The sequence below is a fragment of the Alcanivorax sp. IL2 genome (assembly GCF_047495475.1).
Lineage (GTDB): Bacteria > Pseudomonadota > Gammaproteobacteria > Pseudomonadales > Alcanivoracaceae > Alcanivorax.
Window position 1 is genome coordinate 61,574 of the sequence record NZ_CP179932.1, and the last position, 12,703, is coordinate 74,276.

A 12,703-nucleotide genomic window follows, 5' to 3' on the forward strand; every position below is an offset into this window, starting at 1 on the left:
CTTACACCATTTGCCGAACCCTGCGTAATGCCGGTTCGGACAGCAAAAGCGCCATTTCACGGCTTTTTTACAGCTCATTTCAGACCACTGGCCAGTTGATACACCTCGGTGGAACGGGCACGGCTGGCGGCCGGCTTGCGGCTGACGACCCGGTGAAAACGCTGCAACAGCAGCTGCCGGTACTCATCAAACCCCTCACCCTGGAATACCTTGACCAGAAACTGGCCATCCGGTTCCAGCACCCGCTCGGCCATATCCAGCGCCAGTTCGGCAAGATACATGGCCCGCGGCTGATCCACCCCTTTGTTACCACTCATATTGGGGGCCATGTCGGACATTACAAGGTCTGCCTTGCGATCCCCGAGCGCCGCAAGGATTTGCTCATAAATGGCGTCTTCGCGGAAATCTCCCTCAATGAAGGTCACATCCGGCAGTGCATCCATCGCCAAGATATCGCTGGCAATGACAGTGCCGTGTGAACCCATCAGCCGGCCTGCCACTTGGGACCACCCTCCCGGCGCGGCCCCCAGATCCAGCACCGTCATGCCGGGCCGGAACAAGCGATCCTTTTCGTTCATTTCCAGCAGTTTAAAACTGGCACGGGAGCGATAGCCCTCTGCCTGGGCCTTTGCCACCCACTGGTCGCTGAAATGCTCCTTGAGCCAGGCCTTGCTGGTTTTGGAACGGCTCGATTTCGCCATCAGAGATCACCTCGTCAATCCGCTTTGCCGCTGCCTTGCTTAACGGCTGCTTTTCACCCTGCTAACCCGTAGAATACGCCCATCGCCGGGACAGCCCGGACATTCCCTCATTTTGTGTTGCCCTGCTGGCGACACCCTGCAGCTCTGGAGCCACACCGTGCCGCTATCTCAACAGGACATCAAACGGCTGCGCCGTATTGGCCACCACCTCAAACCCGTACTGATCTTCGGCGGCAAGGGCCTCACCGAGACCTTCGTCGAGGAGCTCAACCTGCGCCTGGAAGATCACGAACTGATCAAGGTGAAGGTCAATGCGGAAACCCGCGATGACCGGGCCGCTATCGTTCAGGCCCTGAGCGAAAAAGGCAGCGCCGAGCTGATTCAGCGCATCGGCAATATCGCACTGCTTTACCGGCCCGCACAGAAGCCGAACCCGAAATTATCCAACATCCTGCGCTATCAGGACGCGTGAGTGCTGTCCGGCTGATTTCGCGCAGAACACATAAAAAAGGCGACGTTTAACGTCGCCTTTTCTTTTGCCTTGCAACTCAGATGTGCTCGACCTTGTCGACCTCATACTCCCGAGTACCACCCGGAGTATCGATCTGCACCACATCCCCTTCTTCACGGCCGATCAGACCACGGGCGATAGGAGAATTGACGCTCAGCTTGCCCTGCTTGATATTGGCTTCATCGTCACCCACGATCTGGTACACCTTCTCTTCATCGGTATCCACATCGATGATGGTCACGGTAACGCCAAAAATCACCTTGCCGGTATTTGTCAGCTCAGTGATATCAATGATCTGGGCCGCGCCGAGCTTGGACTCGATCTCGTTGATGCGCCCCTCGCAGAACCCCTGCTGTTCACGAGCCGCGTGGTATTCCGCATTTTCCTTCAGATCACCGTGCTCGCGGGCCTCGGCAATGGCTGCGGTAATGCGCGGACGATCTTCTCTTTTCAGCTTTTCCAGCTCTTCGCGCAGGGCCTTTGCACCCTTGGCGGTCATCGGTATGCGTTGCATAGTCATCCTCGTCTAATCCATGAAAACCGCCCGGAGCACTCGGCTCCGAGCGCCCCATGGGACGATTTACTGCATTTGTGCGTGCAAATCCTGCAGGCGCCGAACCGTGGGCTCGCCGCTGATTCCCAGCGCCTGACACACCGCATGGGCGGCGGTGATCGTGGTGGTATAAAACACCCGGTGCTGCAGAGCAGAGCGACGAATCGCAAAGGAATCGCGGATCGCCTGCTTGCCCTCGGTGGTGTTCACGATCAGGGCAACTTCGTCATTCTTGATCATGTCCACAATGTGCGGACGCCCTTCCAGCACCTTGTTGACCACCTTCACATCCAGACCGGCGTCAGCAATTACCTTGGCGGTACCGCGGGTGGCAACCAGATTGAAACCACGCTCGATCAGCATGCGCGCCACTTCGATGGCTGCCGGCTTGTCCACTTCCCGCACGGAAATAAAGGCCGTCCCCTTCTCGGGCAGGGCTTCACCCGCACCCAGAGACGCCTTGCCAAACGCTTCGGCAAAGGTGGCGCCGATACCCATCACTTCACCGGTGGACTTCATTTCCGGACCGAGAATCGGATCTACCTTCGGGAATTTGGCGAACGGGAACACCGCTTCCTTCACGAAGTAATGCTGCGGTTTGATTTCCTGAGTGAAGCCCTGTTCCTTGAGGCTGGTGCCCGCCATGCAGCGAGCCGCCACCTTGGCCAGGGACACACCGATGCACTTGGACACGTAAGGCACGGTCCGTGATGCACGGGGATTCACTTCCAGAACATACACCTCGCCGCTCTTGACCGCGAACTGCACATTCATCAGGCCGATCACGCCCAGCTCCAGCGCCATGTCTGCCGCCTGCTGGCGCATCACATTCTGCACCTCTTCCCCAAGGGAATACGGCGGCAGGGAACAAGCGGAGTCACCGGAGTGCACGCCGGCCTGTTCGATATGCTGCATGATGCCGCCGATAACCACATCGGTGCCGTCACAGACCGCATCCACATCCACTTCGATGGCGTCATCCAGGAAGCGGTCCAGCAATACTGGCGAGTCGTTGGACACGGACACCGCGTTCATCATGTAGTTACGCAGCTCGGCCTCGCTGTAAACGATTTCCATGGCGCGACCACCCAGTACATAGGAGGGGCGCACCACCAGCGGGTAACCGATTTCTTCCGCCAGACGCACACCATCTTCCATGGAGCGGGCAGTCCGGTTGGGCGGCTGCTTGAGGCCAAGCTTGTTGACCATCAACTGGAAGCGCTCGCGATCTTCCGCCTCGTCGATGGCGTCCGGCGGGGTACCGATAATCGGTACGCCGGCGGCCTGCAGGGCACGAGCCAGTTTCAGCGGCGTCTGGCCACCGTACTGCACGATCACACCCTTGGGTTTTTCCTTGGCAACGATGGCCAGCACGTCTTCCAGGGTCACCGGCTCGAAATACAGGCGATCGGAGGTATCGTAATCGGTGGACACGGTTTCCGGGTTACAGTTGACCATGATGGTCTCGTAACCGTCGTCCTTCATGGCGAAGGCGGCGTGTACACAGCAGTAATCGAACTCGATGCCTTGACCGATACGGTTGGGCCCACCACCGATAACCATGATCTTGTCACGGTCGGACGGGTTGGACTCGCACTCTTCGTCATAGCTGGAGTACATGTAAGCGGTGTCGGTGGAAAATTCCGCCGCACAGGTGTCCACCCGCTTGTAGATCGGTTGTACGCCGAACTCGTCACGCTTGCCGCGCACGTCGGATTCCTTCACACCCAGCAGCTGTGCCAAGCGGGCATCGGAAAAGCCCTTGCGCTTGAGTGCATACAGGCTGTCGCGGTTCAGGTCACTGAACGTGGTGGCCGCCAGCTGCTGCTCGGTGCGCACCAGGTCCTCGATCTGTACCAGGTACCAGCGGTCGATCTTGGTGATGTTGAAGATATCGTCCACGGTCATGCCGACACGGAAAGCATCACCGACAATCCAGATCCGCTCCGGACCCGGAGTGGCCAGCAACTGGGCCACCTGCTCGCGGGCATCCGGTGAAGCCGGATCCACACTGGGATCAAAGCCGACGGAATCGGTTTCCAAACCACGCAGGGCTTTCTGCACGGATTCCTGGAAGTTACGGCCAATGGCCATCACTTCGCCCACGGACTTCATCTGGGTGGTCAACACCGCGTCCGCTTCGGCAAATTTCTCGAAGTTGAAGCGCGGAATCTTGGTAACCACGTAATCGATGGACGGCTCGAAAGAGGCCGGGGTCTTGCCACCGGTAATCTCGTTCTGCAGCTCGTCCAGGGTGTAACCCACCGCCAGCTTGGCGGCCACCTTGGCAATCGGGAAACCGGTGGCCTTGGAGGCCAGCGCCGAGGAGCGGCTTACCCGCGGGTTCATTTCGATCACCACCATGCGGCCGTTGTCCGGGTTGACCCCGAACTGCACGTTGGACCCGCCGGTTTCCACACCGATCTCGCGCAGTACCGCCAGAGAGGCGTCACGCATGATCTGGAACTCTTTATCGGTGAGCGTCTGCGCCGGGGCCACGGTAATGGAGTCACCGGTGTGCACACCCATGGGATCGAAGTTCTCGATGGAGCAGACGATGATGCAGTTGTCCTTTTTGTCGCGGACCACTTCCATCTCGTACTCTTTCCAGCCCAGCAGGGACTCGTCGATCAACAGCTCGTTGGTGGGCGACAGGTCCAGACCGCGCTGGCAGATCTCTTCAAACTCTTCCCGATTATAGGCAACACCGCCACCGGAACCGCCCATGGTGAAACTGGGCCGGATAATGCAGGGAAAGCCCAGATCTTCCAGGGCCGCATTGGCCTCTTCCATGTTGTGGGCGATGGCAGAGCGCGGGCACTCCAGACCAATGGCCTTCATGGCCTGGTCGAAACGGTGCCGATCTTCCGCCTTGTCGATGGCATCCTGGGTGGCGCCGATCATTTCCACACCGAACTCGGCCAGCACGCCGTGCTTGTCCAGATCCAGCGCGCAATTCAGGGCGGTCTGTCCGCCCATGGTGGGCAGCAGGGCGTCCGGACGCTCCTTCTCGATGATCTTGGCCACGGTTTGCCAGGTAATCGGCTCGATGTAGGTCGCATCGGCCATGGCCGGGTCGGTCATGATGGTGGCCGGATTAGAGTTCACCAGGATGACCCGGAAACCCTCTTCACGCAGGGCCTTGCAGGCCTGGGCACCGGAGTAGTCAAACTCACAGGCCTGGCCGATGACAATCGGGCCAGCGCCAATGATGAGAATGCTTTGTATGTCAGTTCTTTTCGGCATAGTTCACTAACCGTCAGACGTAAATGGCTGCATCAGGGACCCGGCGATGCCGGGTCTGGCTCTGGCTTACTTTTGGCTCTTCGCTTCCATCAGTTCGATGAAATGATCGAACAGCGGCGCGCAATCTCGCGGGCCCGGGCTGGCTTCCGGGTGACCCTGGAAGCTGAACGCCGGCACATCGGTGCGATGAATGCCCTGCAAAGTGCCATCGAAGAGGGACACATGGGTGACCTTAAGAGTCTCCGGCAGGGAGTCCATATCCACGGCAAAACCATGGTTCTGACTGGTAATCATCACCGTGTCGTCGGCCAGGGTTTTCACCGGGTGGTTGGCACCGTGGTGGCCGGTGCCCATCTTCATGGTTTTCGCCCCGCTGGCCAGCGCCAGCAACTGATGGCCCAGGCAGATACCGAACACCGGCTTGCCGGTGGCAACGATCTCCTTGATGGCCTCGATGGCGTAGTCACAGGGCTCCGGGTCACCCGGGCCGTTGGACAGGAAGATGCCATCGGGATTTATGGCCAGCACGTCAGCGGCCGGGGTTTGCGCCGGCACCACCGTGAGCTTGCAGCCACGCTCGACCAGCATGCGCAGAATGTTGCGCTTGACGCCGTAATCGTAGGCCACCACATGGAAGCGGCTGTCGACGCCCTCAGTGTGACCCTTCTCCAGATCCCAGGTGGACTCGGTCCAGCTATAGGCTTCACTGACGGTGACTTCCTTCGCCAGATCCATGCCCTTCAGACCCGGGAAGCCCTTGGCCGCTTCCAGTGCCTTGGCCTCATCCAGGTTATCGCCGGCAATGATGCAGCCGTTCTGGGCACCCTTGTCGCGCAGGATGCGGGTCAGGCGGCGGGTATCGATCTCCGCAATGGCCACGATATTGTTATCGCGCAGGTAGTCCGGCAGGGACTGCTGGCTACGCCAGTTGCTGACCGTCATGGCCAGATCGCGAATCACCAGGCCGGACGCCCAGATCTGGGCGGACTCTTCGTCCTCGGGCGTCACACCGGTGTTACCGATATGCGGATAGGTCAGGGTCACAATCTGTTTGGCGTAGGAGGGATCCGTCAGGATCTCCTGGTAGCCGGTCATAGCAGTGTTGAACACCACTTCACCCACGGTCTGACCCGTGGCACCGATAGCAACACCCCGAAAGATGCTTCCGTCTTCAAGAGCGAGAATGGCGGGAACCGTCAACGCAACCTCCAGGCTGGTAAGAATATAGGGAGATATGCGGCAGGGCACATTCGCAAAAAAGCGAGATGGATTGCTCCACCTCGCTTTTTCATGAAATTCGTCATCAGTGCCCCGCACGCCCATCACGGGCTGCGCGCTATTTTAGGGCCTCAGCGGGCAAATGTCACCCTTTGCTCGGTGCAACCGACCGCTGGCAGCCCGCCGGCTTTTTCAGGCCTTGCCCCAGCCGGCGCTTTCACCCGCCAGGCCAAGCACATCCTGCATGTCGAACAATCCCTTATCGTGGGTTGCCAGCCAGGCCGCAGCCCTTACCGCCCCGCGGCCAAAGGCCATACGGCTGGAAGCCTTGTGGGTGATTTCCACCCGCTCGCCGTCTGCGGCGAACATGACGGTGTGATCGCCGACAATATCCCCGGCACGAATGGTCTCGAAACCGATGGTCTGGCGATCGCGCTCACCGGTACGGCCCTCACGCCCATAGACGGCGCATTCGTTCAGGTCGCGCCCCAGGGTCTGCGCCACCACCTCCCCCATACGCAGGGCGGTGCCGGAGGGTGCATCGATCTTGTGACGGTGATGGGCCTCAATCACCTCGATATCGGCCTCTTCCGCCATCACCCGAGCGGCGGTTTCCAGCAGCTTGAAGCACAGATTCACGCCGATGGAGTAGTTGGGCGCAAAACAGATCGCGATGTCTTCACTGGCGGTGCGCAGGGCGGCCTTCTGGTCGTCATCCAGCCCGGTGGTACCGATCACCAGCTTGGTACCCGCAGCACGGCACACTTCCACATTGCGGGCAGTGGCCTCCGGCACGGTGAAATCGATAAACACATCGGCATCGTTGACCACCTTGCCCAGGTCATCCGCCAGCATCACACCACTGGCACCCTGCCCCACCAGCTCACCGGCATCGGCACCGATCAGGCTGGAACCGGGCACGTCCACCGCCGCTGCCAGAGTGGTATCCGGGTTGGCCAGAGTGGCCTCGATCAGAATCCGGCCCATGCGACCGGCCGCACCGATAATGCCTACTTTCATGCTACTTCCTTGGAAATGGCACCGTGGCAGGCGCCCTTTGAGCCCCACCACAGCAAAACGATTGAAGGCCGCTAGTCTACCAGAAAGGGCGGCCGGGTCACCGCGTAGAGATTGATGTTCTCCTTGCGCATGAACTTGCGCCGCTTGCGGTCAAACCGCTTGAAGCTCATGCCACTGTCACGCCAGGCCTGCACTTCCTGCAGCCGCTTGCGGGCATAGGCCCGATCCAGCCACTCCATGGCAAAGCGCGCCGGCATGTCGGCCGCCGCCTGCAATTGCGCCAGCGCCTGCTCCGCCGATGCCTCCTGATAGGTATAAAGCAGACTGTTGGCATACTCATAGCGAACAATCGCCAGATCCGGCACCGCCACCAGCGATGTCTCAAAAGGTTGCGTGGCATCCTCACTGTCTGCCGCCAGGGTCAGCCTGCCCGCTGCCTTGCCCACCCGGCGCAGTACATTGGCCTCAAAGGCCGCACTGAGCGACAACGCCAACGGATGTTCCGGCTCCACCGCCAGAATCTCGGTGGCCGCATTGATCACCATGGCCGCATAGTTGCGCTGCAACGTGGCCGGCACCGACTCATCCTCCGCCAGGCGCGCCACCGCATAACCAAAACCGAGCCGCAACATGCAGTAATCCGCCGTCAGGCCCTGCTCGCTCGGCAGAATTGCCACCTGTTCACCAAACCAGGCCATCTCGTTAATGGCCTCCTGCAGCAGCTGCTGCTTTTGAGTGTGGCTCGGCGCCAGATAAGTGGCATAAATAATCTGCGCTACCAGCCCCGGCACCCGGGCATAGCCTCCATAGCGCTTGCCAAGTTCACGGGCATGGCGGAAATCCCCACGGAAAAACGCCTGCCAGACCTCCAGCACATTGCGGCTATGCTGCTCCCAGTTGTCATCCTGGTAATGCAGATCCCGATACAGCGCAGGGAAACGCTGATAGCGCGCCTTCAGATAGTCCGGCGACGGAAACGGTATCCGCAGGCCCCGCATAAAGTCGGGCCAAGACTGGCGAATTTCATCATAGGTGTAGGTAAAGGAAGACGCCTCAAACGGCGCCGGCACCCAGGGCGTGTCCAGCACCTGCGCATCCAGCGTCAGCGGCGCCTTCTGGGCAAAGGTGGCACGTGCCCGCTCGTGAGCCTGATCCACAGGCGCCGCATATAAAGAAAGGGGAAGACAACACAACATACCCCCCAGCATCCCTGCCAGTCGCCGCGCAGCCATGATTACCTCTGTTATTGTTGTTTTTATGCACAATATCGCAGGCGGGGTTAAAGCGGCAACGACAGTGGTCAAATTTCAGACTATTGGCTTACGCGTGCGAAAGGGCGATTGCAGACGCCGTACAATGACAGCTCATCAAGTTGATCGCGTCACCACTTCTCAATGCCAAACAATGCCTCCAGCGTCTAATCAAACTTTCCGGCAGCACCATCAACTACTGAGGCAAGAATGCCGAGCACGGGCCGCTGACGTCATGCCTCCACCTCCTGTGCCAACGACGAAGATGCCAGCAGTCGCAACCAGGCGGGATGACCGCCAAGGACGGACGGATCGACAAGCGTTCTGGCAATCAGAGACAGGCGACGTTGCTCCGTGTCGATTACCAGCGTGTCGCACACAGTGGTCAGACGTTGCGACGGATGGCCACGACGAACCAGCAGCGCGGGGGGCTGCCAGCGTGGCAGCGTCAGTGATACCGGCTCCGGGTGCTCCGGGAAGAAGCCCTGCAACGTCAACTGCTCGCCTCCCGCAAAGGGGTGGGACAGCCATTGATCCTGCGGAGCGCAATGATGGAGTGACGGTTCGGCATCCTGACCCCAGGGGCAACCTTGCTCATCCAGCGGCATCTGCGAGGGTGAACCGAAACGCGCCTGGCGGGGAGCCCAGAACACTGGCAAGGGTGCAAAGCTGGCCACCGCACAGGGCCGCGAAGGAGACAGGGCTGAGCGCCCCTCATATTCAATCTGTGGCGCGCGGGGATCGAGAATCTTCCACCCCGACGGATTGAAGCCACGCCCCACCGGGTTGCGCTTCTCCCGCTGGCCGCTTTTCTCATGGCTGCCGCCATAGGCGTTTTCATAGCACAACGGCAACGAGGTAAAAGCTGCCGGCTCTCCACGACGGGCACCGACCAGGCTTTTTTCCCAGCCATGCTCCCCCAGTGCAATCAATCGCTTTCGGCTGGCGCTATCTCGTTGACGAATTTCCACACTGACATGGGCTCGATTCTCCGCGCCGGTACGGGTGTAAGCCTTGCCGTGCAGGTAGTACTCGGCGCCCTGCTTGAACGCGCCGATTTCATTCGCTGCCAGCAAACTGGTTTCCATGGGCTTGCCGTAATGGCTATCCGCCAGCAACGGCGAAGGCTGCTCGTCCGCCACCACAATCTGCCCGTTCAGATCAAAATGCAGCGTCAAACGGGCAACCAGAACAGACCGGTAATTGCCAACCAGATCCCAGCCGGGAACCACCACCGCCCCGGCGTCGGTCTCATTGACTAACTCAAGCATGGGCGCCCCCCTCACTCAGGGAGTGAAACTGCCATCCTGAGACGGGCAGTACGCGACGCTCGGCCAGCCAGCTTTGTTGCGCGGCAATCAACGGGGCGATCTGTCCTGCCCATTGTTGGTCAAGTAACTCCAGAGACGAGACCGTCACGGGTTCACCAAAGAAATAACGCGCCTCGCTCGGCCACTGTTTCGCTTGCCAACTGATGGCCGCCGCCGGTGCATCGGGCAAAGTCTCTTTCGACTCTCGCGATGACTCATCACTCACCCCCACCGCTTGCAAGCGCGGCTTGCGGGGCACCATTTCACCAGTGAGCCAGAACCAGGCCTGCGCCGCGTCTTCGCAGCAGGCCACTTGCTCCATGGCATCCAGCAGCTGACGCGCCGCTGATACCGAACCATCAAACGCGATTCCGAGGAGGTTTTCCGGCGGGTGACCACTCTGCGCCAACAACAACGTAAAGAGAGGATCATCCTGGTAATCCCGGGCAGCCTGAACGGCCAGCGAATCCCTGCGTACCAGCCCGGCCTGCAAGGCATGATGACGGGAGCGGGGAAAATCATGACGCTGATACCAGGACTGGAAACAGGAAAGATCCGCACCGGCGGCATCCTGAAAAAAAAGCCAGCGTGCCAACAGCGCATCATGCTCGGCAGCCTCTTCCTCGCTCATGGCCATGGCCGTCTGCTCTGACATCAGCGCGGCACGCAGTTCAGGATGCCTCACCTCGCCGCTGCAAGACGACAGCGTCATGGCCTCAATGACGGCGCCCTGCTGCTCCGGCTTCAGCTCCGGAAAAATCCCGTCAAGGCTCTCCAGGCAGCCGACGCTATCTCGCTGCAACCCCACCCAGGTTTCCACGAACAACGCCGGAGGGCGCAGTGACACCTCCGGACGCCCCTCCTGATGAATCGCCACCGCATCCAGATTGGCCGCCAGTCGCCAGTCCAGCTGCCGCAACGCTTCCAGCGGCGAGGCGGTCGCCTTCAACAAACCACAGCGGCGCTGAAACAACGCCGTGGCTTCGCGATAGTGGGTGTCGATCTGAGGCAGCATAACCACTAGTTGATCTGCACCAAACCGCCCATGATGCGCTGCAAACCGCTGGCCAGGGTGTGGATTTCCTTGCCGTCCACGGTGATGCAGCCTTCCGGGGTGATCGCGATGAAGGCGTCGCCGACCTGCAATTGCAGGCCCTTGTCACAGCGCAGACACAAGGCACCACTGTCGATGAACTGAAACGGCGAGGCGTCGAGACCGCTCAGCTGGGCGGTGATCACCCATCCCTGGAGGGTGGGCTGCACCAGCACGGTATCGCCGGCCTGTAGCGGAGGCAGATTTCGTATCGCATCCACTGGCGTCACCCGTTCACCGGAATCCTGCAATCTGAGTGTAAGCTCCCCTACTGCGCCGGCCTCAACCGTGGCCAGTTGCGCCATTGCCTCATTGTCTGGAGCCCGGACTGCCCTGGTGGCTTGCTGCTGTTTCATGGCTGCTGTCATCCCCTGACTGGCCCATTCAAAAGCAGGGATGGTCGAGGGTTAGCGCGGGATTGTCATTGCGCTGAGGAGGATTCTGCTGTGCGAGGATGCTTACATCGGGATTTTTGCGGGGTGGGTCGCAGCAAAAACCGGCCACAAAAAAGCCCGGGCAAGATGCACCGGGCTTTTTTGATGGCGCTGGGCTCAGGGATTATTTGGCGTCGAAGAAACGCTTCACCCCTTCAAACCAGCTGCTCTTGCGCGGGTTGTGGCGGTTGCCACCGCTTTCCAGGGATTCCTGGAATTTGCGCAGCAGATCTTTCTGTTCGCTGGACAGTTTCACCGGCGTTTCGATCACCACCTTGCAGAGCAGGTCACCCGGGCCACCACCGCGTACCGGGGTCACCCCCTTGCCACGCAAGCGGAACAGCTTGCCGCTCTGGGTTTCCGCAGGGACCTTCAGTTTGACCTTGCCATTCAGGGTCGGCACATCGAGCTCGCCGCCCAAGGTGGCATCGACAAAACTGATCGGCACTTCGCAGAACAGATTGGCACCGTCGCGCTGGAAGATGTCGTGCTCGCGCACCGCCACCTGCACGTACAGGTCGCCGGCGGGGGCGCCATGCATGCCCGCTTCGCCTTCGCCAGCCAGACGGATACGGTCACCGGTATCAACGCCCGCCGGAATTTTCACCGACAGGGTCTTGGTGTTTTGTACCCGGCCCTGACCACCACAACTGGTGCAGGGATCCTTGATGACACGCCCTTCGCCCTTACAGGTAGGACAGGCCTGCTGCACGGTGAAGAAACCCTGCTGCATGCGCACTTGGCCCATGCCGCCACAGGTGTTACAGGCCACTGGCTGTGAGCCTTCCTTGGCACCACTGCCATGGCAGACTTCACAGCTATCCCAGGTCGGCACGCGGATTTTTTCATCGCAGCCACGCACGGCCTGCTCAAGAGACAGCTCCAGGGTATAACGCAGGTCGGCGCCACGGGCCGGCCCACGACGACCACCACCGCCGCCGCCAAAGATATCGCCGAAAATGTCGCCGAAAATGTCACCAAAACCGCCACCGCCGAAGCCACCGGCTCCGCCGCCGCCCGCTTGGCCATCCACGCCGGCATGGCCGAACTGGTCGTAGGCAGCGCGCTTCTGCTCATCGGAGAGCACTTCGTAGGCTTCCTTGGCTTCCTTGAACTTGGCCAGGGCTTCCTGGTCATCCGGGTTGCGATCCGGATGGTATTTCATGGCAAGCCGTCGATAGGCCTTTTTCAGATCCTGCTGGCTGGCATCTTTTGATGCGCCCAGCACTTCGTAATAATCACGTTTGGACATAGTGGGCCTTTTTGAATCAGTCCCGTCACACAAAAACGCCGGCAAGGCGCCGGCAATAAAGAAGTTGCGCGGATCTCCCGGCTACCGCGCCTGAGCGCGGCACCGGGATGTCCGA

At 60.2% G+C, this 12,703-nt stretch carries 11 protein-coding genes; 1 reads left to right on the forward strand and 10 read right to left on the reverse strand.

The window, feature by feature from the left end:
- Positions 1 to 74: 74 nt before the first annotated feature.
- Positions 75 to 701, reverse strand: a complete 627-nt coding sequence (gene rlmE, locus ACMG4N_RS00300) for a 23S rRNA (uridine(2552)-2'-O)-methyltransferase RlmE (RefSeq protein ID WP_414432492.1) — start codon at positions 699 to 701, stop codon at positions 75 to 77.
- 157 nt (positions 702 to 858) lie between these two features.
- On the opposite strand from rlmE, the gene ACMG4N_RS00305 reads away from it, so the two are divergent.
- A complete protein-coding gene (locus ACMG4N_RS00305) occupies positions 859 to 1,173 on the forward strand; it encodes a YhbY family RNA-binding protein (protein ID WP_290539492.1) in 315 nt (104 codons plus the stop codon).
- A 76-nt stretch (positions 1,174 to 1,249) separates the two neighbouring features.
- Here the strand turns inward: ACMG4N_RS00305 and greA are convergent, their stop codons facing one another.
- From greA to dnaJ, 9 genes are all read right to left on the reverse strand, one after another.
- A complete protein-coding gene (gene greA, locus ACMG4N_RS00310) occupies positions 1,250 to 1,726 on the reverse strand; it encodes a transcription elongation factor GreA (protein WP_297766936.1) in 477 nt (158 codons plus the stop codon).
- A 66-nt stretch (positions 1,727 to 1,792) separates the two neighbouring features.
- The gene (gene carB / locus ACMG4N_RS00315) at positions 1,793 to 5,011 is read right to left on the reverse strand and encodes a carbamoyl-phosphate synthase large subunit (RefSeq protein WP_414432494.1); all 3,219 of its coding nucleotides are present in this window, start codon (positions 5,009 to 5,011) and stop codon (positions 1,793 to 1,795) included.
- Positions 5,012 to 5,077: 66 nt separating this feature from the next.
- Positions 5,078 to 6,211, reverse strand: a complete 1,134-nt coding sequence (gene carA / locus ACMG4N_RS00320) for a glutamine-hydrolyzing carbamoyl-phosphate synthase small subunit (protein ID WP_272974758.1) — start codon at positions 6,209 to 6,211, stop codon at positions 5,078 to 5,080.
- A gap of 210 nt (positions 6,212 to 6,421) precedes the next feature.
- Positions 6,422 to 7,249 carry a 4-hydroxy-tetrahydrodipicolinate reductase gene (gene dapB / locus ACMG4N_RS00325; RefSeq protein ID WP_272974757.1) on the reverse strand — a complete coding sequence of 276 codons (828 nt, stop codon included), beginning with the start codon at positions 7,247 to 7,249 and terminating at the stop codon, positions 6,422 to 6,424.
- 71 nt (positions 7,250 to 7,320) lie between these two features.
- Complete coding sequence (locus ACMG4N_RS00330) at positions 7,321 to 8,406, reverse strand: hypothetical protein (protein ID WP_297766942.1); 1,086 nt, start codon at positions 8,404 to 8,406, stop codon at positions 7,321 to 7,323.
- A 326-nt stretch (positions 8,407 to 8,732) separates the two neighbouring features.
- On the reverse strand, positions 8,733 to 9,770 hold the full coding sequence (locus ACMG4N_RS00335; RefSeq protein WP_297766943.1) for a DUF2169 domain-containing protein: 1,038 nt from the start codon (positions 9,768 to 9,770) through the stop codon (positions 8,733 to 8,735).
- The gene (locus ACMG4N_RS00340; protein WP_414432495.1) at positions 9,763 to 10,824 is read right to left on the reverse strand and encodes a hypothetical protein; all 1,062 of its coding nucleotides are present in this window, start codon (positions 10,822 to 10,824) and stop codon (positions 9,763 to 9,765) included. The genes ACMG4N_RS00335 and ACMG4N_RS00340 overlap by 8 nt, the downstream gene beginning before the upstream one ends.
- Positions 10,825 to 10,829: 5 nt before the next feature.
- Entirely contained in the window at positions 10,830 to 11,258 is a 429-nt protein-coding gene (locus ACMG4N_RS00345; RefSeq protein ID WP_297766947.1) for a hypothetical protein, read from the reverse strand.
- Positions 11,259 to 11,460: 202 nt separating this feature from the next.
- Positions 11,461 to 12,588 carry a molecular chaperone DnaJ gene (gene dnaJ / locus ACMG4N_RS00350; RefSeq protein WP_297766949.1) on the reverse strand — a complete coding sequence of 376 codons (1,128 nt, stop codon included), beginning with the start codon at positions 12,586 to 12,588 and terminating at the stop codon, positions 11,461 to 11,463.
- Positions 12,589 to 12,703: the final 115 nt, after the last annotated feature.